Annotated in this window: 22 protein-coding genes and 1 pseudogene; 15 read left to right on the forward strand and 8 right to left on the reverse strand. The window is 64.7% G+C overall.

The window, feature by feature from the left end; all coding sequences use genetic code 11:
• The first annotated feature begins 198 nt into the window (after positions 1 to 198).
• The 3 genes from EJP69_RS14780 (at position 199) to EJP69_RS14790 (ending at position 2,591) form a co-directional block, all read left to right on the forward strand.
• On the forward strand, positions 199 to 591 hold the full coding sequence (locus EJP69_RS14780; protein WP_126470952.1) for a chorismate mutase: 393 nt from the start codon (positions 199 to 201) through the stop codon (positions 589 to 591).
• Positions 588 to 1,574, forward strand: a complete 987-nt coding sequence (locus tag EJP69_RS14785) for a Bug family tripartite tricarboxylate transporter substrate binding protein (protein WP_240652152.1) — start codon at positions 588 to 590, stop codon at positions 1,572 to 1,574. The genes EJP69_RS14780 and EJP69_RS14785 overlap by 4 nt, the downstream gene beginning before the upstream one ends.
• Positions 1,575 to 1,925: 351 nt before the next feature.
• The gene (locus tag EJP69_RS14790) at positions 1,926 to 2,591 is read left to right on the forward strand and encodes a hypothetical protein (protein ID WP_126470954.1); all 666 of its coding nucleotides are present in this window, start codon (positions 1,926 to 1,928) and stop codon (positions 2,589 to 2,591) included.
• On the opposite strand, the pseudogene EJP69_RS29855 reads toward EJP69_RS14790, so the two are convergent.
• The 4 genes and pseudogenes from EJP69_RS29855 to EJP69_RS14815 form a co-directional block, all read right to left on the reverse strand.
• A pseudogene (locus EJP69_RS29855) lies at positions 2,577 to 2,952 on the reverse strand (transposase domain-containing protein); the annotation flags it as partial. The gene EJP69_RS14790 and the pseudogene EJP69_RS29855 overlap by 15 nt on opposite strands.
• Before the next feature lie 88 nt (positions 2,953 to 3,040).
• A complete protein-coding gene (locus tag EJP69_RS14805; RefSeq protein WP_126470960.1) occupies positions 3,041 to 3,544 on the reverse strand; it encodes a hypothetical protein in 504 nt (167 codons plus the stop codon).
• Between the two features lie 677 nt (positions 3,545 to 4,221).
• Positions 4,222 to 4,356: a hypothetical protein gene (locus tag EJP69_RS29990; RefSeq protein ID WP_256228313.1), complete on the reverse strand. Its 135-nt coding sequence runs from the start codon at positions 4,354 to 4,356 to the stop codon at positions 4,222 to 4,224.
• Positions 4,357 to 4,437: 81 nt separating this feature from the next.
• Entirely contained in the window at positions 4,438 to 4,713 is a 276-nt protein-coding gene (locus EJP69_RS14815; protein ID WP_093199090.1) for a hypothetical protein, read from the reverse strand.
• Between the two features lie 367 nt (positions 4,714 to 5,080).
• Here EJP69_RS14815 and EJP69_RS14820 point away from each other — a divergent pair, with 367 nt between their 5' ends.
• The 12 genes from EJP69_RS14820 to ntrC all read left to right on the forward strand — a co-directional run bounded on the left by EJP69_RS14820 (position 5,081) and on the right by ntrC (position 18,938).
• Positions 5,081 to 6,676 (forward strand): class I SAM-dependent methyltransferase, encoded by a 1,596-nt coding sequence (locus tag EJP69_RS14820; protein ID WP_206169326.1) that lies wholly within the window; start codon positions 5,081 to 5,083, stop codon positions 6,674 to 6,676.
• A gap of 76 nt (positions 6,677 to 6,752) precedes the next feature.
• Entirely contained in the window at positions 6,753 to 8,489 is a 1,737-nt protein-coding gene (gene ggt / locus EJP69_RS14825) for a gamma-glutamyltransferase (protein WP_126470964.1), read from the forward strand.
• A gap of 61 nt (positions 8,490 to 8,550) precedes the next feature.
• Positions 8,551 to 9,309, forward strand: coding sequence for a pseudouridine synthase (locus tag EJP69_RS14830; protein ID WP_093199094.1), 759 nt, complete (start codon positions 8,551 to 8,553; stop codon positions 9,307 to 9,309).
• A gap of 90 nt (positions 9,310 to 9,399) precedes the next feature.
• Positions 9,400 to 10,410 carry a YVTN family beta-propeller repeat protein gene (locus tag EJP69_RS14835; protein WP_126470966.1) on the forward strand — a complete coding sequence of 337 codons (1,011 nt, stop codon included), beginning with the start codon at positions 9,400 to 9,402 and terminating at the stop codon, positions 10,408 to 10,410.
• On the forward strand, positions 10,394 to 11,215 hold the full coding sequence (locus EJP69_RS14840) for a polysaccharide deacetylase family protein (protein WP_093199099.1): 822 nt from the start codon (positions 10,394 to 10,396) through the stop codon (positions 11,213 to 11,215). Before EJP69_RS14835 ends, EJP69_RS14840 begins: the two co-directional genes overlap by 17 nt.
• A 19-nt stretch (positions 11,216 to 11,234) precedes the next feature.
• Positions 11,235 to 12,209, forward strand: a complete 975-nt coding sequence (locus tag EJP69_RS14845; RefSeq protein WP_093199104.1) for a sterol desaturase family protein — start codon at positions 11,235 to 11,237, stop codon at positions 12,207 to 12,209.
• A gap of 50 nt (positions 12,210 to 12,259) precedes the next feature.
• On the forward strand, positions 12,260 to 13,150 hold the full coding sequence (locus EJP69_RS14850; protein WP_126470968.1) for an EI24 domain-containing protein: 891 nt from the start codon (positions 12,260 to 12,262) through the stop codon (positions 13,148 to 13,150).
• The gene (locus EJP69_RS14855; protein WP_206169327.1) at positions 13,147 to 13,947 is read left to right on the forward strand and encodes a competence/damage-inducible protein A; all 801 of its coding nucleotides are present in this window, start codon (positions 13,147 to 13,149) and stop codon (positions 13,945 to 13,947) included. Before EJP69_RS14850 ends, EJP69_RS14855 begins: the two co-directional genes overlap by 4 nt.
• A 146-nt stretch (positions 13,948 to 14,093) precedes the next feature.
• Positions 14,094 to 15,509: a type I glutamate--ammonia ligase gene (gene glnA, locus EJP69_RS14860; RefSeq protein ID WP_093199113.1), complete on the forward strand. Its 1,416-nt coding sequence runs from the start codon at positions 14,094 to 14,096 to the stop codon at positions 15,507 to 15,509.
• A 249-nt stretch (positions 15,510 to 15,758) separates the two neighbouring features.
• Positions 15,759 to 16,280, forward strand: a complete 522-nt coding sequence (locus EJP69_RS14865) for a hypothetical protein (protein ID WP_126470972.1) — start codon at positions 15,759 to 15,761, stop codon at positions 16,278 to 16,280.
• Positions 16,281 to 16,286: 6 nt separating this feature from the next.
• Complete coding sequence (gene glnL / locus EJP69_RS14870) at positions 16,287 to 17,366, forward strand: nitrogen regulation protein NR(II) (protein WP_093199118.1); 1,080 nt, start codon at positions 16,287 to 16,289, stop codon at positions 17,364 to 17,366.
• 27 nt (positions 17,367 to 17,393) lie between these two features.
• Positions 17,394 to 18,938: a nitrogen regulation protein NR(I) gene (gene ntrC / locus EJP69_RS14875; RefSeq protein ID WP_126470974.1), complete on the forward strand. Its 1,545-nt coding sequence runs from the start codon at positions 17,394 to 17,396 to the stop codon at positions 18,936 to 18,938.
• 28 nt (positions 18,939 to 18,966) lie between these two features.
• On the opposite strand, the gene EJP69_RS14880 is transcribed toward ntrC, so the two are convergent.
• The 4 genes from EJP69_RS14880 to EJP69_RS14895 form a co-directional block, all read right to left on the reverse strand.
• Positions 18,967 to 19,500 carry a hypothetical protein gene (locus EJP69_RS14880; protein ID WP_093199646.1) on the reverse strand — a complete coding sequence of 178 codons (534 nt, stop codon included), beginning with the start codon at positions 19,498 to 19,500 and terminating at the stop codon, positions 18,967 to 18,969.
• 4 nt (positions 19,501 to 19,504) lie between these two features.
• The gene (xth, locus tag EJP69_RS14885; RefSeq protein ID WP_126470976.1) at positions 19,505 to 20,290 is read right to left on the reverse strand and encodes an exodeoxyribonuclease III; all 786 of its coding nucleotides are present in this window, start codon (positions 20,288 to 20,290) and stop codon (positions 19,505 to 19,507) included.
• Positions 20,291 to 20,601: 311 nt separating this feature from the next.
• Entirely contained in the window at positions 20,602 to 21,531 is a 930-nt protein-coding gene (locus tag EJP69_RS14890; RefSeq protein WP_126470978.1) for a TIGR03571 family LLM class oxidoreductase, read from the reverse strand.
• Positions 21,528 to 22,625: an alkene reductase gene (locus tag EJP69_RS14895; RefSeq protein WP_126470980.1), complete on the reverse strand. Its 1,098-nt coding sequence runs from the start codon at positions 22,623 to 22,625 to the stop codon at positions 21,528 to 21,530. Before EJP69_RS14895 ends, EJP69_RS14890 begins: the two co-directional genes overlap by 4 nt.
• Position 22,626 lies beyond the last annotated feature (1 nt).

Here is a 22,626-nt window from a genome sequence, read left to right on the forward strand (position 1 = left end):
ACGACGCAAGCTCCACTGCCGCCCGATGTCTGTAGCGACAGAAGGCGCGTCAGCGATGCGGGATCCTGTCATGCGCTGCAGTCACATTCTCAAAATCAATATGAACTATTGATCGCATTCTATTGAGCGATGACCCATTAGTGAGGATCATCATCCGATAGAGACACCAACTCACGATGTAACAACAGGAGACAGCGCATGAACGACACCACATCGGCCCTCAGTCCTCGGGAAGAACCAGAGGCGCATGGCGCGCCGCTAAGGCGCTTTACTGATCCCTCGTACGTGCCGCTGTGCGCGAGTCTGGCCGAGGTGCGCGAGCATATCGACGCAATCGATCAGCAGATCGTCGCCCTCTTGGCCGAGCGCGGTCGTTACGTAAAGGACGCGGCACGCTTTAAGCGCGATGCTTTTCAGGTCTCGGCGCCTCAGCGCCAACTGGAAGTGATCGAAAAGGTGAAGGCGCTAGCGAAGAAGGAGGGCGCATATCCTGAAGTTGTGGAGGCTTGCTATCTCGCCCTGATCGAAGGGTTTATCGCGAGAGAGCAGCAAGACCATCAGGGGATGATTGACGCGGAGGCGCAGCCATGACGAATCGCCTTCCATATGGCATTAGCTTGGCGATCCAAGCGGCTATCGCGATTGGCGGACCGACAATCGCCCACGCGCAGGCTTGGCCACAGCGGCCAGTACGCATTGTCGTGCCGTTCGCAGCCGGGTCGTCGCCTGACATTCTTGCGCGCATCGTCAATGACAGGCTTTCGGCTCGTATCGGACAGCCCCTGATCGTTGACAATAAGCCCGGTGCTGGCGGGAACACCGGCACGGACCAAGCGTCGAAGGCGCAGCCTGACGGATACACCTTCTTGCTTTCGGTCAATGCGCCATTGGTCTACAACACCGTCCTCTACAAGAATCTACCCTACGATCCGTTCAAGGATCTCGTTCCTGTATCACTCGCAGCCACGACGCCGAATGTTTGCGTAGTATCGAATTCGATGAATGTCGATTCGGTCAAGAGCTGGCTCGCGGCGATGAAGCAGAATCCCGGCAAGTTCAATTTCGCGTCGACAGGCAATGGCTCGATCTCGCATCTGGGAATGGAGCTCATCAAACTCAAGACGAACTCTTTCGCGGTGCACATTCCTTACGCTTCATCTGGACAGGCTGTGACGGCCATCATCCAAGGTGATGTGCAGTACGCTTGCCTTCCACCGGTGGCGGTGATGTCGCAGGCCAAGGCAGGGCGGTTCAAAGCGCTGGCAGTCACTTCGGCCGAGCGTTCCGACTTGCTGCCTGAGCTGCCGACGCTACGCGAGGCGGGCTTGCCAGACATACAGGCGGTCCCCTGGTACGCCTATATGGCGCCTAAGGGAACTTCGTCAGAAATCGTGCAGCGCATGAGCCGCGAGATCGCGGCCGTACTGAAGGAGCCTGAAACGCTCAAACGCCTGCATGCTGCGTACTTCGATCCAATGGGCAGCACACCCGATGCACTGAGTAAGTTCATGAGCGAGGAGTTGCGCCGCTGGAAGCCGGTGATTGAACGCACTGGTCTAAAGCCTGACAACTGAAACCTCGGGCCGGCAAGATCAGGTAAAAGCTGCGCGATCACCTAGCTCCGAAATACGGCGCTACAGCGACAGGTTTGGCAGAGTCCGGTTTATGAGACTCTTGCTGCTGCGGGTGCTACTACGAGGAGAGTCGCTTCGAATCTTGCGTGCCCTAAGACCTCGCATCTCAGCGAGGTTTTCCAGCTAAGCCGTCCGTGGATGTGTTTTGCCTTCGCCGTCGATCCTCCGTAAGCGTACGGCGAACACATTTTGACAGTACTGGCAGCGCTGGCTGCTGCCTATCGATGCGGCGGGGAGTTCATCGCCGTAACTGGGACGTGCCGGTCTTGTCGCTCGGTAACAATAAGCCTCATGGACGCGTATTTGACTGATGCCGCAAACGTGAGAGACATATCGAGCCTGCTGCTGGATAGCCACGGGCGGCTTCGTGTGGTCCCTGCTCGAGCCCTTGAAGGCACTACGGCACAAGAACGGCTTGTGTTCGGTGTGCGTCACGGTCTGTACAGTTTCCCCACCGAAGATCTGTGTGATTTCCTTCGAGCCCGCATCCGGGGCAAGACAGCTATCGAGATCGGCGCTGGGCACGGCGCGCTCGCAGGAGCCCTCTCCATTCCTGCGACAGACAACCGCCAGCAAGAGGAGTCGGCGGTCAAGGCACATTACCAGCAGATTGGGCAACCGACCGTACCCTACGGGGAGCACGTTGAGAAGCTGGACGCTGTAGCGGCCGTGCAGAGATACAGGCCAAACGTTGTCATCGCGTGCTGGGTCACGCATCTGTTCGACGCGGGCCGGCCGGATGCCGGAGGGAACATGTTCGGCGTAGACGAGGCAAGGCTCATTGCATCGTGCGACGAATACATCTTCATTGGCAACGAGCAGGTCCATGCGAACAAGCCCATCTGGGCCCTTCCGCATGAGAAGCTCACGCCGTCATGGCTCTACTCGCGCGCCGTTAATGGCAGCCGAGACTTCATTGCGATCTGGCGGCGGGCGCCATCACTAAAGATCGCATAGTCCAGCATCTGCAGAAAGAGAGCATCGGACTGCCAATGGCGACCAATACTGCGGCAACCGCTCGAGGACGTCCTTGAAGTAGGCGTGTGGCTCATGGCCATTGAGGCGCGCGGAGTGTACTCGGCCCACGGCCGCCGCGGCTCGCTGTCCGGTTCGCAAGCTGCTGGCGAAGACTCAGTTGGACCGGCCCAATGCGATCGACGGGATCTGGTTCTCCACCCGATCGTTATCAGCCGCTAGATCGGTGCAGTCGATGTATCGAGTGAGCGTCAGCCGGCGCTTCAGGCTGTAGCCGAGCGCCTTGGCGGTGGCCGATCCCCTCTGGCACCTTCTGCCGCTGCGCAGCGAACCATTGGTGCAGCGCAGCGTCAGTTCAGTACTCAGCGAGCCTTCGCCAGAGTAGTTGACGAGCATGCCCAGGCAGAGCCCCTTGCCCTACGGGGTGAGCATCATTTCGGTTTTTTCAGTTTACCTGGATATTTGTCAGTCAGAAAATTATTGCTATCGCACCAGGTGAATAAAACAAACCCTTCGTCGATATATGGCTCAAAATTCACCAGCGCTTGATTCTTTCCGTCCATGTATATCATTTCAATGTTGTCGAATTTATTGGCTATGGTTTTGGATTTTTCTATTTCGTCGGCATCAAAGGAGATGAAGTATTTTCCATTCGGATCTCCGTGAAATCCGTATATAACTCGAAATTTCTTTGCTAACTTCTTTGCCTCGCTTGCTGCGAAGATGATTCGATGTGACATGGCCGAAAGCTTTGGTTCGAAACCGTCCACATCTGATTGACCTTTGTTTGTGAAAGTGAAATTTTCGTACTCGATGATTCCATCCAGGCACATAAAATATCCTTCGCAAAAATTAGGGAATTGCCGCGATTCGATCGTATCTGCCAAAAGATCGGTGGCAATCGCCGAAAATAGGTAGGCCAGAATCGTTGTCAATATGCTTGGTGCGAACAAAGGAAGGGTTGAACAAGGTCCGCCGGTCCTAGTTTGAGATGTTGATCGGCGAGCGAGGAATCAACCGAGAAGGCTTGGCGGATGCGTGAAGCTTCAATGGTTGTATTCGGTGCTCATCAGATCGAAGACCAGCGGCAAGCCCGAGCGGTTCATTCAGTCCATGTCGCGTGTGGGCCTACGACGGGACCTACCAGAAGTCCATCGAACCGATGTCTTGGCGAGTACTACACTGGCACAACCTGCAAAGCGGCACTGGTGACCCGGTACTGGTGTCCAGACTCAGCTTATCGGGAATGGCTGATTGGCGCTTCACACTCGGCCGCCCTTCGGCCGTGCCGATTTCAGACTGGTTGCTGCCTCTAGGGCTATCCTTGGTTTCCGAGGGGGGCGAGTCGCTGCACCCGAGCTATCAGTGAGATGGGCTCTAGCCCGGAAACCGGGGAACAAATCGGGGAACAAATCCATAGTTGTAAATGGAAAAGTGTGGAGGGATGCGCTTTCTGGGCGATCATTCAGTAGACCCCAGCCCACCATATTCCTTCCTGATGAGGGCAACGCCCTTCATCAGGTGAAGGGCTCATTGAAGAACGTACTGCGGCTGTACGTTTCGAGTCTTCCTCCAGCTCCCTCGTGGCGGCGCCCAGCCGCCCGGCTTCAACTCAGTAGCACTGAAAGAGCACGCCCTGTTCCGCAGGGGCCCTGCCAAGCCAGCGCGGCGTCTTGTCGCGCGCATCGCAGTAGTCCGAGGCCTGGACATAAGTCATGGCGCGCAGCACGCCTTCGCGGACTTGCATCACTTCGTTGGGAGGGGTCGAACAGCCGGCCAGGACCAGGAGAGCAAGCGGAAGCAGTGTGCGCCAATTCATCGGGGCATTCTAAGACCGCGGATCGTTCGAGCTGCGCCCGCGCTCGGGGTAGAGATACTTGAAGTATTCGCCCGACCGCCCGAACAATTGCCGCGCCAACTGGACCGGATCTTCGCCCTTGTGCTTCTCGTAGAGCACGGGACCCCAGATGATGAAGCCGTCGATGCTGAGGCTCTTCGGGGAGGGCTCTATCGCCTTCCACGCATGTGCGAACTTCGAGATCCAGGCCAGCGCTTCCTTGAGCGCATGATTGGGCGGGGCGGGTGTTTCTTCGGTTGGGGACATGGCGGGCATCCTTGCTGAAAGACTGTACAAATATACAGTAGACTATGCCCATGGAAAACAAGCTGTTCACAAACCGGTCCCACGGTTCGCTGCCTGCTTGTCCTGTTCATCCGATTTCTCCTTGACGGGTAAACCGTCCCCCGCTGGTCAACCTGTGCGGGGGCCTTGATGCATTGCCAAGCAGATAGGCGTTTCAAGCCCAGCCTCGTGCTGGGCTTTTTTTATGCGTGCGGCGTTCGCGATGCAGCCCCGTGCAGCTGCGCTTCTTTTTGCCTGGGCGCGAGGCTATAGTCGGCAAGCACTGTCACATTGCAGTCACTGCAATCTCCCGCTCTTGCTGCCTGCCCAGATCCCGAAAAGGACGCCCGTGTCGGATTCCCTGACCTCCGAGTTGACGAATTACTACGACGCGGTGCCCTACGACTCGCATCCGTTCCCTCAGTCAGCGATGGAGCATCTGGAAGCGCTGGCTTTTCTCTTCGGTCTCGACGTTCCTCCGCCCGCGCGAGCCCGCGTGCTTGAGCTCGGCTGCGCGGCCGGCGGCAACCTGATCCCCTTCGCGGCACGCCATCCCGAGGCGCGCGCGATCGGCGTCGACCTGTCGACGGTGCAGGTGGCTCAGGGCATGGCGGTCATCGGGCGTGCAGGACTGTCGAACATCGAGCTCAAGGCCTTCAATCTCGCGGACATCGATGCCTCGTTCGGCGAGTTCGACTACATCGTCTGTCATGGCGTCTACAGCTGGGTGCCGGGGCCGGTGCAGGATGCGATCCTGCGCATCTGCCAGGAGAACCTCGCACCCAACGGCGTGGCCTATGTCAGCTACAACGTGTACCCCGGCTGGAAGGCGCGCGAGATCGTGCGCGACGCGATGATCCTGCGCGGCGGCCCGCGCGACACGCCGGAAGAAAAGCTCTCCTACGCGCGCGGCATGCTCGACTTCCTCGAGCAGTCGGCCCGCGCCGACAGCGTGCTCAGGAAGACGCTCGAAGAGGCGATGCCCATCGTGCGCAGCGCCAACAGTTCGTACCTGCTGCACGAGTTCCTCGAGCCCTGCAACGCGCCTTGCTACTTCAAGGAATTCGTCGCACGCGCTGAAGCCCGCGGCCTGGCCTACCTGTGCGACGCCGAGCCGTCGACGATGTTCGTGCAGAACTACGGCGACAAGGTGCGCGACCCGCTGCTGCGCGAATGCGGCGGCAGCCAGGTGATGATGGAGCAGTACCTCGATTTCCTGATCAACCGCACCTTTCGCCAGACCCTGCTCGTCAGGCAGCCGCAGGCCGGGCGCATCCGCTACAAGCTGGACCCCGCGCGCATCCGCCGGCTCGAATTCGCCGGCATGTTCAAGATCGACGATGGCGGCGCGTTCACGCTCGATGCCCGCGAGCAGCCGTGCACCGCGATCCGGAATCTGAAGGTCACGATGCGCCAGCCCGTGCAGAAGGCCGTGGCGCATCTGCTCGATACGCGCTATCCCGCCTCGATGTCCGTCTCGGCCCTCGTCGAGGCCGCGGCCGGGTTGGCTGGGCAGCCCCCGGCGGCCGCCGAACCGGTCGTGATGGCGATGGTCGAGGAACTGCTGATCCTCGGCGCCTTGCGCATCAGGCGCTCGCCGGTGCCCGCGGCCGATGCGGTCTCCAACCTGCCTCAGGCGTTGCCCGCGGTGCGCAACACGGTCGGCCTCGTGCAGGGCTCCGGTGTCACGGTCAACACCTGCAACCAATGGCACGAACACGTGACGGTGTCGCTGCTCGAGCGAAGCCTGCTGCCGCTGCTCGACGGACGGCATTCGCACGAGGCGCTGGCCGAGCATCTCGAGGCTGAGGTGCGCAGCGACCGCCTGCGTTTCGTCAAGGACGACAAGCCGCTGACAGAGCCGTCGGTAATCAGGGAATTCGCTCGCGGACAGGTGGCCGTGGCGCTCGATGCCCTGCGCCGCAAGGCGCTGCTCACGGCCTGAACCGCGCTCGTCCGCCCGTCCTTCTTTCATTCATCCGCTCACCTTCCCTTCATCACGCTCTAGAGGAGACTCTTACATGCAACAAATCCACTGGACTCCCAAGCTGCGCACCGCCGTCGCGGCCGTGCTCGCGCTGACGGCCGCCGGCGCGTCGACCGCCGCGTCGGTGGCGCCTGTCGCCGCCGAGAACGGAATGGTCGTGAGTGCGCAGCACCTGGCCACCAAGGTCGGTGTCGACGTGCTCAAGCGCGGCGGCAATGCCGTCGACGCGGCAGTGGCCGTGGGCTATGCGCTCGCGGTGGTGTACCCCGCGGCGGGCAATCTCGGCGGCGGCGGCTTCATGACCGTGCAGCTGGCCGACGGCCGCAAGACCTTCCTCGATTTCCGCGAGAAGGCGCCGCTGGCCGCCACGGCCAACATGTACCTCGACAAGGACGGCAACGTCATCAAGGGGCTGAGCACCAAGGGCCACCTCGCCGTGGGCGTGCCGGGCAGCGTCTCGGGCATGGAATACGCGCGCGAGAAGTACGGCACCATGAAGCGCGGCGAGCTGCTCGCCCCGTCGATCCAGCTGGCGGACAAGGGCTTCGCGCTGCAGCAGGGCGACATTGACCTGCTCGCCACCGCCACGGCCGACTTCAAGGACGACGCGGCCACGGCCGCCATCTTCCTGAACAAGGGCGAGCCCTACAAGGTCGGCGACAAGCTGGTCCAGAAGGACCTGGCCAAGACCCTGCGCGAGATCAGTTCCAAGGGCACCGACGGCTTCTACAAGGGCTGGGTCGGCAGCGCCATCGTGGCGTCGAGCCAGGCAGGCAAGGGCCTGATCACGCAGGCCGACCTCGACCAGTACAAGACGCGCGAACTCGCGCCGGTGGAATGCGACTACCGCGGCTACCGCGTCGTGTCGGCGCCTCCGCCGAGCTCGGGCGGCGTGATCATCTGCGAGATGCTCAACATCCTCGAGGGCTATCCGCTCAAGGACCTGGGCTACCACTCGGCACAGGCCGTGCACTACCAGATCGAGGCCATGCGCCACGCCTACGTGGACCGCAACAGCTACCTGGGCGACCCCGACTTCGTGAAGAATCCGCTCGATCGCCTGCTCGACAAGGGCTATGCCGAGAAGATCCGCGCCGTCATCGACCCGAAGAAGGCCGGCGTCTCGAAGGAGATCAAGCCCGGCGTCGCGCCGCATGAAGGCAGCAACACCACCCACTACTCGATCGCCGACAAGTGGGGCAACGCGGTCTCGGTGACCTACACGCTGAACGACTGGTTCGGCGCCAAGGTCACGGCCGCCAAGACCGGCGTGCTGCTGAACGACGAGATGGACGACTTCACCTCGAAGGTGGGCGTGCCCAATCTCTACGGCCTGGTGCAGGGCGAGGCCAACAAGATCGAGCCGGGCAAGCGCCCGCTGAGCTCGATGAGCCCGACCATCGTGTCCAAGGACGGCAAGCCGGTGATGGTGGTCGGCACGCCGGGCGGCAGCCGCATCATCACCGCGGTGATGCTGACCATGATCAACGCCATCGACTACGGCATGAACGTGCAGGAAGCCGTCGATGCGCCGCGCTTCCACCAGCAGTGGCTGCCCGACGTCACCAACGTCGAGACCTACGCGCTGAGCCCCGACACCCGCAAGATCCTGACCGACATGGGCCACAACCTGGGCGTGCCGCAGCCGGCCAACCACCTGGCGGCGATCATCGTCGGTGCGCCGTCGCTGGGCGGCAAGCCGGTCGGCAACAACCGCTTCTACGGCGCCAACGACCCGCGCCGCAACACGGGCCTGGCTGCAGGGTACTGATCCTGCGGCAAACTCGAAGGCGGTCGTGCCCCTTGCGGCGCGGCCGCTTTTTCATTTCTCCATGCATCTGCAAGACATCCTCTATACCCAGGGCTTCGGCACGCGGCGCGTGTGCGCGGGGCTGGTCCAGCAGGGCCACGTGATCATCGGCGGCAAGGTGGTGGACGACCCGTTCGCCGACATCGACCCCGAAGGCCTTCAATACACGGTGCAGGGCACCCCGTGGGAGTACCACGAGAAGGCCTACCTGATGCTGCACAAGCCCGCCGGCACCGAGTGCTCGCAGAAGCCCTCGACCTACCCGAGCATCTACACGCTGCTGCCGTCGCCGCTGCGCCTGCGCCCCAACAAGGGCGCGGTGCAGGGCGTGCAGGCCATCGGCCGGCTCGACCAGGACACCACCGGCCTGCTGCTGCTGACCGACGACGGCCAGTTCATCCACAAAATGGGCTCGCCCAAGCACCACGTGCCCAAGGTCTACGAGGTGACGGCCAAGCATCCGGTGGACGAGGCCCAGATCGCGAAGCTGCTGGCCGGCGTGGTGCTCGACGACGACCCGAAGCCGGTTCGCGCCGCCGCCTGCGAGTCCGACAGCCCGCTGCACCTGCGGCTCACGCTCACCGAGGGCAAGTACCACCAGGTCAAGCGGATGCTGGCGGCGGTCGGTAACAGGGTCGAGGGGTTGCACCGTTCGCGCATCGGCGACCTGGCGCTGCCGGCCGACCTTGCGCCGGGGCAGTGGCGCTGGCTGGCCGCCGACGAGGTCGCGGCCCTGCGCGCACCGGCCAAACCCGCCAAATCCGGGAAAGCGCCGAAATAGACGGGAAAAGCGGGGGAAAGGGCACAGTCCCGGTCAGCCAGTCTTAAGGGCGGGCCGTTAACATTTCGAACTCTCTCCCGGAACCTTCCCTTGCGACTTCCTGCCCGATCGAACGGCCGCCGCGTCACGGCCTTCCTGTTCTCCTGCCTGACGGCTCTCGCGATGTACCCGGCCGCCGCCACGGCGGCCGAGCCTCCCCCGATCTTCGTGCTCAACTCGCTGGACGCCAACGTGAGCGTCATCAATCCGGTCGACTGGACGGAAAAGCTGCGCATTCCCACCGGCAAGGAGCCGCACCACATCTACATGACGCCCGACGAGAAGTCGGTCATCGTGGCCAATTCGGCGGGCGATTCGCTGACCTTCCTCAACCCGCGCACGGCGGAAGTGCAGCGCGTGGTCTACGGCATCCTCGATCCGTACCAGCTGCAGTTCTCGCGCGACATGAAGTGGTTCGTCACCGCCGGCAACCGCCTGAACCACGTCGACGTCTACCGCTGGGACGGCAAGGACCTGAAGCTGGCCAAGCGCATCGCCAGCGGCAAGACGCCCAGCCACATCTGGATCGACAACACCAGCACCATCGCCTACGTGACGATGCAGGACAGCGACGAGATGATCGCCGTCGACCTGCCCACGCAGACCGTCAAGTGGCGCACCACCACCGGCGCCATGCCGGCCGACATCTTCGGCGTGCACAACGACAAGACGCTGCTCGTGGGCCTGACCGGCAGCGATGGCGTGCAGGTGTTCGACGTGGCCGGCGCCGAGCCGAAGCTGGTCGGCAAGATCCCCACGGGCAAGGGCGCCCATGCCTTCCGCTCGGCCGGCGACGGCAAGAGCGTCTTCGTGAGCAACCGGGTTGCCAACTCCATCAGCCGCATCGACCTGACGACGCTGAAGGTGGTCGCGACATACCCGGTGCCCGGCGGCCCCGACTGCATGGACGTCTCGGCCGACGGCAAGACGCTCTACGTGACCTCGCGCTGGGCCAAGAAGCTCAGCGTTGTGGACCTGGCCAGCAACAAGGTCGTGCGCCAGGTCAACGTCGGCCGTTCGCCGCACGGCGTGTGGACGCTGGATCATGCGAAGCGCATCTAGGCACGTCGGAGTCGCCGCCGCGGCCTCCATGGTCGTCCTGGCGGCGGCGCTGTCGCCCGGCGCATGGGCGGCCACGGAACCGGCCGCCTGCGAGAAGCCCGTCTACCTGACCTTCGACACCGGCCACATGGGCATAGCGCCCCTGGTGGCCGACGTGCTCAAGCGGCAGGACGTGCGCGTCACCTTCTTCGCCGCCGCCGAGCGAACCCAGACCGACGGCGACAGCCTCGACGACCACTGGGCGCCCTGGTGGAAGGCGAGGGCGGCCGAGGGCAACGAATTCGGCTCGCACACCTACGACCACTCCTACTGGCGCGCCGACGTGAAGGGCTCGCCGCCCAGCTTCCGCATCAAGCCCTCGGCCGGCCCGCAGAACGGCAAGGAATCGACCTGGAGCGCGGCGGAGTACTGCGCCAACATCAAGAAGGCCTCCGACCGGCTGGCGGCGGTCACCGGCAAGAAGCCGCTGCCGCTGTACCGCGCGCCGGGCGGCAAGACCTCGCCCGCGCTGCTGGCCGCCGCCGAGGGCTGCGGCTACAAGTACGTGGGCTGGGCACCCGCCGGTTTCCTCGGCGACGAGCTGCCGAGCGAGAAATTCAGCAACGCGAAGCTGCTGACGCAGGCGCTGGACACCATCCGCCCCGGCGACATCCTGCTCGCGCACCTGGGCATCTGGTCGCGCAAGGATCCGTGGGCGCCGGCCAACCTCGAGCCGCTGATCGTCGGCCTGAAGGCCAAGGGCTTCTGCTTCCGCACGCTGCGCCAGCACCCTGACTTCAAGGCCTGGATCGCCTCCCACCCCTGAACGACGAGTTTTCCTGATCGTGATCGACTGGCTGACAGACGCCTTTTCCGCCATGCAGGGCTGGTTCTTCGAAACCGCCGTGCAGCCGCTGGTCTACGCCGTGGGCCTTGGCGGCTGGACCGAGGACGCCTTCGACGCCACCGGCTGGCTGCTGGTGGGCGTCATCCAGATCCTGGTGCTGATCGCGGTGATCGGCCCGCTGCAGCGCTGGCGCTCGGTGGAGCCCGTGGTCGACCGCCACGCGATCCGCATCGACGTGCTCTACACGCTGATCCACCGGCTGGGGCTGTTCCGGCTGGCGCTCTTCTTCACGCTGCAGCCCTTCTTCGATGACGCCCTGGGCGCGCTGCGCACGGCGGGGTGGGGCACCTTCCACCTCGACGAGGTGTGGCCCGGCGTGACCGACATCGCGTGGGTGGCCTTCGCCATCTACCTCGTGGTGCTCGATTTCGTGGGCTACTGGATCCATCGCGGCCAGCACCAGTTCAACTGGTGGTGGGGTCTGCATTCGCTGCACCACTCGCAGCGCCAGATGACCATGTGGAGCGACGACCGCAACCACCTGCTCGACGACATCGTCCACGACACGCTGATCGTGATCGTGGCGCAGCTCATCGGCGTGGCGCCGGGGCAGTTCATCGCCTTCGTTGCCTTCACCCAGCTCAGCGAGAGCCTGCAGCACGCCAACCTGCGGCTGAGCTTCGGCGCCATCGGCGAGCGGCTGTGGATCAGCCCGCGCTTCCACCGGCTGCACCACAGCATCGGGCTGGGGCATGAATCGAACGGCCGCAGCACACTCGGCGGCCACAACTTCGGCGTGCTGCTGCCCTGGTGGGACATGCTGTTCCGCACCGCCAACTTCGAGGACCGCTACGACCCGACCGGCATCCGCGACCAGGTCGAGCCCGGCGCCGACGGCCGGGTGCGCGAGTACGGCCGGGGCTTCTGGGCCCAGCAGTGGCTCGGGCTGAAGCGAATGGTCGGTCGCGGCTGAGGGGCTCCGGGCCCTGAGCGGCCCGCCCGAGGCGTTATCCTCGCTGCTTCATGCGCCTGCTCCTCGACTCCTTCTGGCGCGCGGTCGCCTACTGCATGCTGCCGCGCGTGATCGTGCTGTCGCTGCTTCCGCTGGGGCTGATGATCGTGCTGGCCTCGCTGCTCGGCTACTTCTACTGGGACGCCGCAGTGAGCTGGACGCGCGGCGCGCTCGACGCCTGGCCGCTGCTGTCGAGCTTCTGGGCCTGGATCGGCCGTCTCTTCTCGGGCGACGTCACCTCGGCGCTGGCCGCGCTGGTCGTGGTGTTCGCCGCCACGCCGGTGATCGTGGTGGTCTGCCTGTTGATCGTGGCCGGCTTGATGGCACCCGCCCTGACCAAGCTGGTGGGCGCGCGGCGCTTTCCGGCGCTCGAGCAGAAGAAGGGCGCCTCGTTCTTCGGCAGCGTCGCGCGCTCGCTGGGCGCCACCGTCCTGGCGCTGATCGCCCTCGTCGTTTCGATGCCGCTGTGGCTCATTCCGCCGCTGGTGCTGATATTGCCGCCGCTGATCTGGGGCTGGCTCACCTACCGCGTGATGAGCTTCGACGCGCTGGCCGAGCACGCCAGCCCCGAGGAGCGCGCCGCGCTGCTGCGCGCGCACCGGCTTCCGCTGCTGTGCATCGGCGTGCTGTGCGGCTACCTGGGCGCCGCGCCCAGCATCGTCTGGGCCTCGGGCCTGCTGTTCGCCGCCGCATTCTTCGTGCTGGTGCCGATCGCCATCTGGATCTACACGCTGGTTTTCGCCTTCTCGGCCCTGTGGTTCGCTCACTACTGCCTCGATGCGCTCGCGCAGCTTCGCGCCCAGCGCGCGGCGGCCGAAGCACCGGCTGCCGGCGGCGGCACGCCGGCCATCGAGGCCGACGAAGCCAGCAAGGCCGCTCTTTCCCAATGGGGTTCTCCATGACACGCGCATTCGGTCTCATCGTCGTCGGCGACGAGATCCTTTCCGGCAAGCGTGCCGACAAGCACATGGCCAAGGTCATCGAACTGCTTGCCGCGCGCGGCCTTCAACTGAGCTGGGCCGAGTACGTGGGCGACGAGCCCGAACGCATCACCGCCGCGCTCGAGCGGGCCTTCGCCTCTGGCGACATCGTCTTCTCGACCGGCGGCATCGGCGCCACGCCCGACGACCACACCCGCCAGTGCGCCGCGAAGGCGCTGGGCGTGCCGCTGGCGCTGCACCCCGAGGCCGAGCTGCTGATCCGCGAGCGCATGCAGGACACCGCGCGCGAGCAGGGCCTGCCCTACGAACCCGACCGGGCCGACAACGTGCATCGGCTCAACATGGGCGTGTTCCCGCAGGGCGCCACGCTCATCTACAACCCGTACAACAAGATCCCGGGCTTCAGCGTCAGCGACGTGCACTTCGTGCCGGGCTTTCCCGTCATGGCCTGGCCGATGATCGAATCCGTGCTCGACGGCCGCTATGCCGGTCTGTTCGCCAGCAAGACCGTCGCCGAGAAATCCGTGATCGTTTTCGGTGCCATGGAGGCCACGCTGACGCCGCTCATGCAGGCCATCGAGGCCACCCACGCCGGAATCAAGGTGTTCAGCCTGCCCAGTGTCGACCATCCGACTTACGGCCGGCACATCGAACTGGGCGTCAAGGGCAATGCCGAGCGGCTCGATGCCGCATATGCTCAGCTGATCGAAGGCCTGCACACTTTTGACGCCAAGCTCGGCCCCGAATTGGTGCGATAAAAATCAATGCACCAAAATAGTGAATTTCCGCCTTCATTTGGGTTCTGCGGCGGCCATCGAAGCCTCATCCGGTGAGGCGACAATGGCACAGAAACTGCATCCCACGTCCCTGTATTCCTAACCACCATCCAACTCAGGAGAAACTGATGGCAAAGACCGTCGCCGATGTACTCAAGCTCGTCAAGGAAAACGAGGTCAAGTTCGTCGACTTCCGCTTCACCGATACCCGCGGCAAAGAGCAGCACGTGACCGTGCCGGTCTCGGCTTTCGATGAAGACAAATTCACCTCGGGCCACGCATTCGACGGCTCGTCCATCGCCGGCTGGAAGGGGATCGAAGCTTCGGACATGCAGCTCATGCCCGACCCGAACACCGCCAACATCGATCCCTTCTTCGAAGAAACGACGCTGATCCTGACCTGCGACGTGATCGACCCCGCCGACGGCAAGGCCTACGAGCGCGATCCGCGTTCGCTCGCCAAGCGCGCCGAGGCCTACATGAAGGCATCGGGCCTGGGCGACACCGCCTACTTCGGTCCGGAACCCGAATTCTTCGTGTTCGACGGCGTGCGCTGGAAGAACGACATGTCGGGCTGCTTCGTGAAGATCGAATCCGAAGAAGCCTCGTGGAACACCGACAAGGAATTCGAACACGGCAACACCGGCCACCGTCCCGCGGTCAAGGGTGGTTACTTCCCGGTTCCCCCGGTCGACAGCTTCCAGGACATGCGCTCGGAAATGTGCCTGGTGCTCGAATCGCTGGGCATCCCGGTCGAAGTGCATCACCATGAAGTGGCCAACGCCGGCCAGATGGAACTCGGCACCAAGTTCAGCACGCTGGTCCAGCGCGCCGACTGGGTCCAGCTGCAGAAGTACGTGATCCACAACGTGGCCCACGCCTACGGCAAGACCGCCACCTTCATGCCCAAGCCCATCGTCGGCGACAACGGCTCCGGCATGCACGTGCACCAGTCGGTCTGGAAGGACGGCAAGAACCTGTTCGCCGGCGACGGCTATGCAGGCCTCTCGGACTTCGCCCTGCACTACATCGGCGGCATCATCAAGCACGCCCGTGCCCTGAACGCCATCACGAACCCCGGCACCAACAGCTACAAGCGCCTGGTCCCCGGCTTCGAAGCTCCGGTGAAGCTGGCCTACTCGGCCAAGAACCGCTCGGCATCGATCCGCATCCCGTTCGTAGCCAACCCGAAGGGCCGCCGCGTCGAAGCGCGCTTCCCTGATCCGCTGATGAACCCGTACCTGGGCTTCGCCGCGCTGCTGATGGCCGGTCTCGACGGCGTGGAAAACAAGATCCATCCGGGCGAAGCCGCCAGCAAGGACCTGTACCACCTGCCGCCGGAAGAAGACGCGCTGATCCCGACCGTCTGCCACAGCCTCGACCAGGCCCTGGAATACCTGGACAAGGATCGTGCGTTCCTGACCAAGGGCGGCGTGTTCACCGATGCCTACATCGACGCGTACATCGAACTGAAGATGCAGGAAGTCACGCGCTTCCGCATGGCGACGCACCCCGTCGAGTTCGACATGTATTACTCCCTGTAATTGGCTCGCCCCCAGGCTGCGCGCACTTCGTGTCGCTACGCCAACCCCCTTCCGGGGGGGGCGATACCTGCGGCCCGGCAGAGCCGGTTCCGCGGTATCTCCCGAAGGGGGCAGTGATTGGGGATGTAAGCCTGATGGGTTATGGAAGGACGGCCTGGCCGTCCTTTTTCTTTGGGGTGGAACATCTGGTCACTTTTGCCGTCGAATTGCACGAAAATGCCCCTTTGTCGCCGCTCTCCACCGATACACATGAAGACAGCTTCCCTCATCTTTCTGGCCGGTTCACTGATCGCGCTGCCGGCGCTCTCGCAGGAGCGTGTCTGGCGTTGCGGCAACGAGTACACCAACAACGCCACCATCGCGCAGCAGAAGGGCTGCAAGATCATGGAAGGCGGCAACGTCACGGTCGTGCAGGGCACGCGGGCGTCGGGCGGCGGTTCTGCTTCTTCCTCGTCGTCGTCGGGCGGTTCGTCCGCGGCGCGTTCGCCGGCAGGCAGCCCGCGCGTGGAAGGCGTCGACCAGCGTGCCCGTGACGGCGAGGCGCGTTCGGTGCTCGAGGCCGAGCTCAAGAAGGCCGAGGCCCGCCAGGCCGAGCTGCAGAAGGAATACAACAACGGCGAGCCCGAGAAGCAGGGCAGCGAAGGCCGCAACTACCAGAAGTACCTGGACCGCGTCGCCGAAATGAAGGCCGAGCTGGCGCGCAACGAGAGCGACATCGCCGGCATCCGCCGCGAGATCGCCCGGCTGCCTGCCAAGCAGCAGCCTCAGTAAGACGTCATGGTGTTCGGGAAGAAGGCGGCCGGCGCCAACTCGCGCTTCCAGTCCTTCGACCTGCTGTCCACGATGATCGCCGTGGTCAACAGCAACGGCTCCGTGCTGTTCGCCAACGCAGGCCTCGAAGACGCACTGGGCACATCGCGCCGCACCCTCGAAGGCTCGCAGTTCGGCGCATGCTTCCATGAGCCGCAGGTGCTGCGCACGGCCATCGACGGTGCCAGCAGCAACGACTTCGCCACGCTGCGCTACGAAGCCTTCCTGCGCCGCGTGAACCACGAGCTGATGCCGGTGCAGGTGTCCCTCGCGCATGGCGAGAAGAAGGGCGAGCTCATCATCGAGATGTCGCCGCTCGAGCAGCAGGTGCGCCAGGACCGCGAGGAGCGGCTCATCGATCAGGCGCAGGCCAACAAGGAACTCATCCGCAACCTCGCGCACGAGATCAAGAACCCGCTGGGCGGCATCCGCGGCGCGGCGCAGCTGCTGCAGATGGAGGTCGAGTCGCGCGACCTCATCGAGTACACCCAGGTCATCATCCACGAGGCCGACCGGCTGCAGACGCTGGTCGACCGTCTATTGGCTCCGCACCGCCGCCCGCACGTGGTGGGCGACGTCAACATCCACGAAGTCTGCGAGCGCGTGCGCTCGGTCATCCTCGCGGAGTTTCCGCGCGACCTGCACATCGAGCGCGACTTCGACGTCTCCATTCCCGAGTTCCGCGGCGACCGCGAGCAGCTCATCCAGGCCACGCTCAACATCGCGCACAACGCGGCGCAGGCGCTGGCCGAGCGCCGCGCGGCAGGCGACGCGCAGATCACTTTCAAGACGCGGGTGGCCCGTCAGGTGATCTTCAACAAGCAGTGGTATCGATTGGCATTGGAATTGCATGTAATCGACAATGGACCGGGTGTGCCGGACACGATCAAGGACCGCATCTTCTATCCGCTCGTATCGGGCAGGGAAGGCGGGACCGGGCTGGGATTGACGCTCGCACAAACTTTTGTGCAACAGCATCACGGCGTGATCGAGTGCGACAGCGTCCCGGGCCGAACCGATTTCAAGATATTGATACCGCTGCCCTAGCGCAGCCACCGGCAACAGAGGAGATGCATGAAGCCGATCTGGATAGTTGATGACGACCAATCGATTCGCTTCGTGCTCGAGAAGGCTCTGCTGCGCGAAGACCTGCCCACGCGCAGTTTCACCAACACGCGCGAGGTGCTCGCAGCACTCGAACAGGCCGCCGACGACGATCAGCTGGCGCCCCAGGTCCTGGTGAGCGACATCCGCATGCCCGGCGGCTCCGGGCTGGATCTGCTCGACAAGATCAAGGCCCTGCATCCGGGCCTGCCCGTCATCATCATGACGGCCTTCTCCGACCTCGACAGCGCCGTCTCGGCCTTCCAGGGCGGCGCCTTCGAATACCTGCCCAAGCCCTTCGACCTGCCGCGCGCGGTCGAACTCATCCGTCGCGCCGTCGACGAGAGCCAGCGCGAGGAAGTGGCGGAAGAGCGCATGGTCGCCGCCCCCGAGATGCTCGGCCAGGCGCCCGCCATGCAGGACGTGTTCCGCGCGATCGGCAGGCTCTCGCAAAGCAACGTCACGGTGCTCATCACCGGCGAATCGGGCTCGGGCAAGGAGCTGGTGGCGCGTGCGCTGCACAAGCACTCGCCGCGCGCCAACGGCCCGTTCGTGGCCATCAACACGGCCGCCATTCCCAAGGACCTGCTGGAGAGCGAACTCTTCGGCCATGAGCGCGGCGCCTTCACCGGCGCGCAGACCATGCGCCGCGGCCGCTTCGAGCAGGCCGAGGGCGGCACGCTCTTCCTCGACGAAATCGGCGACATGCCCTTCGACCTGCAGACGCGCCTGCTGCGCGTGCTGAGCGATGGCCATTTCTATCGCGTGGGCGGCCACAACTCGGTGAAGGCCAACGTGCGCGTCATCGCGGCGACCCACCAGGACCTGGAGCAGCGCGTCAAGCTCGGCGGCTTCCGCGAAGACCTTTTCCACCGCCTCAACGTGATCCGCCTGCGCCTGCCGGCCCTGCGCGAACGCGGCGAAGACGTGCCCGCGCTCACTCGCCACTTCCTTCAGGTGAGCGCGCGCCAGCTCGGCGTGGAGCCCAAGCGCATCTCCGATGCAGCATTGGCCAAGCTCGCGGCATTCAACTTCCCGGGCAACGTGCGCCAGCTGGAGAACATCTGCCACTGGCTGACGGTGATGGCGCCGGCCCAGCTGATCGAGGCGAAAGATCTACCGCCGGAAGTGATGGCGGGCGGCGGCAGCGCCGAAGCGCATGTGGCATCCGAAGCACCGGCCGTTGCATCGACCCTGACGGCACAGCCTGCGCCGTCGTTCCCGACGTCGGGCGGCGAACTGGCGTCCCCGGTGCATGCCGTTTCCGAACCCGCCGAAGCCCATGCTCCCGCAACCGGCACCAGCAACTGGGAAAGCGGCCTCGAGGCCGAGGCCCAGGCCCTGCTGGCTGCCGGCCGCACCGACGTGTGGGACGTGCTCTCGCGCCGCTTCGAATCGAGGCTGATCCTCACCGCGCTGGCCAACACGCGCGGCCGCCGCATCGAGGCCGCGCAGAAGCTGGGCATCGGGCGCAACACCATCACCCGGAAGATCCAGGAACTCGGCATCGAATGAAAAAGGCCCCTTCAGGGCCTTTTTTCTTTCAGCGGCTTCTTTGCCCCTGGGTCAGCGAATCGATCTGGAACTTGTCGCTGCGGTCCCAGAGCCAGGTGTCCACGTAGGTGTGGCCGCCCAGCTTGCCCGGACTGGGCAGGGGCGACGCGGCCTTGATCATCTCCGCGATCATCGGCGCCACTTCCGGCGCGTGGCTCGGCGTGCGGCTGAAGGTGACGTTCGTCACCTTGCCCGTCGCGTCGATGTCGGTCTCGACCACCACCACGGCGTACACCAGCGGCGGAAGCTTGCCCTTGTAGATGCGGTTCGCGTACTTGTTGTAGATGTGGCGTGCGCCGATCTTGCGGTAGGTGCGTATCGCGGGCGTCTGCGCGGTGATCAGACGCACCGTCGGCACATCGCGGCTGTCGGTCGCCGTCTCGCCGGAGGGCGTGGTCGCGGTGGTGCCCTTGTCGCCTTCCCCGGCCTTGTCGGCCGGCTTCAGCAGCGAGCAGGCCGCGAGCGATAGCGCCGCCGCTGCAAGCGCCAGATGACGGCCGGTCCGAAGGAGCGTCGAGCGCATGGGGTCAGGCACCACGGTCGAGGTCGAGCACCACCGGTGCGTGGTCGCTCGGCTTTTCCCACTTGCGCGGCACGCGGTCGATGATGCAGCCCTTCACGCTCGGCACCAGCGACTCGCCCACGAGGATGTGGTCGATGCGCAGGCCGCGGTTCTTCTGATAGCCCAGCATGCGGTAGTCCCACCACGAGTAGCTCTTCTCGGGCTGGTCGAACATGCGGAAGCTGTCCTTCAGGCCCAGGTCGAGCAGCGCCTTGAAGTGGTTGCGCTCCTCGGTCGTGTGGTGGATCGTTTCCTTCAGGCCCACGGGGTCGAAGCTGTCGCGGTCCTCGGGCGTGATGTTGAAGTCGCCCAGCAGCACGAGGTCGGGGTTGCTCGCAAGCTCCTGGCGCAGCGCGTCGCGCAGGGCATCGAGCCACTTCATCTTGTATTCGAACTTGTCGGTGCCCGGCGCCTGTCCGTTCACGAAGTAGCCGTTGACCACGCGCAGCGGGCCCGAGGGCGTCTCCACCGTGGCCGCGATCACGCGCGACTGGTCGTCGCTGAAGCCGGTGATGTTCCTCACCACGTCGCGCACCGGCGCGAGGCTCACGATCGCGACGCCGTTGTACGTCTTCTGGCCGAACACCGCGGCCTCGTAGCCGGCCGACTTGAGCACGTCGAGCGGGAATTTGTCGTCCGTCATCTTGAGCTCCTGCAGGCAGAGCACGTCGACCGGGTTGGCGATGAGCCAGTCGAGCACGTGCTGCAGGCGCGCGGTGAGGGAGTTGACGTTCCAGGTGGCGATTTTCATGAGGCTCTCGGAGGTCCTGATTTCAAGGGGATTTCGTTGTTCTCGATCTCTTGCTGTCGCCGCATGCCCAGGCAAGGCACCCGTCTTGGCCGGGGACGCTGCAGTATGGCGGCGGCGCGCGGGCGGCCAGCTTAGCAAAAGCACTCGATTTCCCCGTGGCACGCAGGGTAAGCAGGTGAAACGGACGGAGGGAGAGAGGGGGCAGGGAGGGGCGGCATTGCCCGCGCGCCCCTGGGGCAGCATGCAGATCGCGCATTGCTTGCCAAGGCCGCGAGGCCGGCGGCTGCCTGCGGGCGGTCGGGGCTGCCTTTTCAGCGCTCGTGGAAGACCGGAAGCACGTAGCTGCCGATCTCCTCCAGCACCTCCGCCACGGGCCGCTGGCAGCGGCGCAGATGCAGGCCGATGTGCTGCACGCCGGCTTCGCGCATGGCCTCCAGCTCGGCAATCAGGCCCTGGCGCCCCGTCATCACCCCGAAGTGATGCCGCGTGACCGGTGCGTCGGCCTGCGCGAGCAGGTCGAGGTGGATGAAGCTCGTGTAGGGCTTGGCCGGACCTGCCACGGCATGCCATGCGCGGGTGCGCACGAGGTGCTCTTCCGGCGTGCGAGGATAGGCAAGCAGTCCGTCCATGTGCCGGCCCACCCATTCGATCGACTGCTGCCCGAGGCCTGCCACCAGCAATGACAGCGGCCGGACGGGGCGGGGCAGGACCTCGAGTCCCTCGCCCAGGGCGTCCGAGGTCCAGCGGCGCAGCATCCCGACCTGTTCGCGGAAGGCGTCGCCGCGTGCCTCGAATGAGCGGCCGAAAACCGGGTACTCCACCGGCCGGTCGCCGCTGGCCACGCCCATCAACAGGCGCCCGTTGCTCAAGATGTCCGCCGTGGCCGCGGCTTTCATCGTGAGCACCGGTTCGCGCAGCGGCAGCACCACGGCGGCCGTGCCGAGCAGGATGTCGCGCGTCACACCGGCCAGGAAACCGAGGTAGGTGAAGACCTCGAACACCTGAGCCGCGTCCCCGAACTTCGGGTCGTACAGCGGCACGTCGCGCACCCAGAGCGCCCGGAAGCCCAGCCGGTCCGCCAACTGGGCGAGCGTCGCGTGCCGCGCGATGTCAGGCTCGCCGCGCAGGCGGCCGGCGGCCTGGCGCGTCGCTTCGCCGGCAGCGCTCCAGTCGTTGTCCAGCGGCAGTTCCAGTCCGATGCTGAAGCCCCCGTGCAACAGGCGCTCCAGCGCGGCGGTCACGCGGCCTCCGCGAAGGCGGGGTAGTCGGTGTAGCCCTTGCCGTCGCCGCCGTAGAAGGTGGCATGCGCGTCGTAGTTGACGGGCGTGAGCGCATGGTCGTTGGCAATGCGCGCGACGAAGTCCGGGTTGGTGATGAAGGGCTGGCCGAATGCGACGAGGTCGGCAAGGCCTTGATGCAGGATTTTCTGCGCGCTTTCCTTGGTGTATTTGCCGGCCACCATGATCGGGTTGCGATAGAGAGCGCGCGCCTCCTGGCGGTAGGCCGGCGGCATGGTTGTGTAGCGCGAGATGTTCTCCGAGAAGTGCACGTAGGCCAGGTCCATCGGGGCCAGCGCCTGCAGTGCCTTGAGAGTCACGGCGGGAATCTCGGGGTCTTCGTCGGCGTAGCCCTCGGTCACGAAGGGTGACACGCGGATGCCGACCCTGTCTGCGCCCACCGCGTTCGCCACGGCCTGCGTGACCTCGTGCAGCAAACGCACGCGCTTTTCCTGGCTGCCGCCGTAGGCGTCGTTGCGCTGGTTGCTGTGCAGGCGCATGAACTGGTCGATCAGGTAGCCGTGGGCGGCGTGCAGCTCCACGCCGTCGAAACCGGCCTCGATGGCGTTGCGCGCGGCGGTGACGAAGTCGCCGATGGTGTCCTCGATGTCGGCGAGCGTCATCGCGCGCGGCATGCCGGTCTCGATCATCCCGAAACCACCCTCGGGCAGCGGGCCGTAGACCTTGTCGGGGTGCTTCACGGCCGAGGCCGACACCGGCGTATGCCCGGAGATCGACGCATGCGAGCGGCGACCCACGTGCCACAGCTGCACGAAGATGCGGCCATCGCGGCGGTGCACCGCATCGGTCACCTTCTTCCAGCCCGCCACCTGGGCCGGCGAGTAGATGCCGGGAGTCAGCGAGTAGCCGCGCCCCACCTCGGAGACCGGCGTGCCCTCGGTGACGATCAGCCCGGCACCGGCGCGCTGGGCGTAGTAGGTCGCCATCAACTCGTTGGGCACGTCGCCGGGCTGGTCCGCGCGCGAGCGGGTCATGGGGGCCATGACGACCCGGTTCGCCAGGTTCAGGCGGCCGAATTTGTGAGGGGTGAACAGCATG

The sequence above is a fragment of the Variovorax gossypii genome, assembly GCF_003965815.1.
In the GTDB taxonomy this organism is placed as follows: Bacteria; Pseudomonadota; Gammaproteobacteria; order Burkholderiales; family Burkholderiaceae_C; genus Variovorax; species Variovorax gossypii.

Coding starts and splice junctions, on each gene's coding strand:
- EJP69_RS14780 (WP_126470952.1), top strand. CDS start 199: ATGAACGACACCACATCGGCCCTCAGTCCTCGGGAAGAACCAGAGGCG.
- EJP69_RS14785 (WP_240652152.1), top strand. CDS start 588: ATGACGAATCGCCTTCCATATGGCATTAGCTTGGCGATCCAAGCGGCT.
- EJP69_RS14790 (WP_126470954.1), top strand. CDS start 1,926: ATGGACGCGTATTTGACTGATGCCGCAAACGTGAGAGACATATCGAGC.
- EJP69_RS29990 (WP_256228313.1), bottom strand. CDS start 4,356: ATGCAAGTCCGCGAAGGCGTGCTGCGCGCCATGACTTATGTCCAGGCC.
- EJP69_RS14815 (WP_093199090.1), bottom strand. CDS start 4,713: ATGTCCCCAACCGAAGAAACACCCGCCCCGCCCAATCATGCGCTCAAG.
- ggt (WP_126470964.1), top strand. CDS start 6,753: ATGCAACAAATCCACTGGACTCCCAAGCTGCGCACCGCCGTCGCGGCC.
- EJP69_RS14830 (WP_093199094.1), top strand. CDS start 8,551: ATGCATCTGCAAGACATCCTCTATACCCAGGGCTTCGGCACGCGGCGC.
- EJP69_RS14840 (WP_093199099.1), top strand. CDS start 10,394: ATGCGAAGCGCATCTAGGCACGTCGGAGTCGCCGCCGCGGCCTCCATG.
- EJP69_RS14850 (WP_126470968.1), top strand. CDS start 12,260: ATGCGCCTGCTCCTCGACTCCTTCTGGCGCGCGGTCGCCTACTGCATG.
- EJP69_RS14855 (WP_206169327.1), top strand. CDS start 13,147: ATGACACGCGCATTCGGTCTCATCGTCGTCGGCGACGAGATCCTTTCC.
- glnA (WP_093199113.1), top strand. CDS start 14,094: ATGGCAAAGACCGTCGCCGATGTACTCAAGCTCGTCAAGGAAAACGAG.
- EJP69_RS14865 (WP_126470972.1), top strand. CDS start 15,759: ATGAAGACAGCTTCCCTCATCTTTCTGGCCGGTTCACTGATCGCGCTG.
- glnL (WP_093199118.1), top strand. CDS start 16,287: ATGGTGTTCGGGAAGAAGGCGGCCGGCGCCAACTCGCGCTTCCAGTCC.
- ntrC (WP_126470974.1), top strand. CDS start 17,394: ATGAAGCCGATCTGGATAGTTGATGACGACCAATCGATTCGCTTCGTG.
- EJP69_RS14880 (WP_093199646.1), bottom strand. CDS start 19,500: ATGCGCTCGACGCTCCTTCGGACCGGCCGTCATCTGGCGCTTGCAGCG.
- xth (WP_126470976.1), bottom strand. CDS start 20,290: ATGAAAATCGCCACCTGGAACGTCAACTCCCTCACCGCGCGCCTGCAG.
- EJP69_RS14895 (WP_126470980.1), bottom strand. CDS start 22,625: ATGCTGTTCACCCCTCACAAATTCGGCCGCCTGAACCTGGCGAACCGG.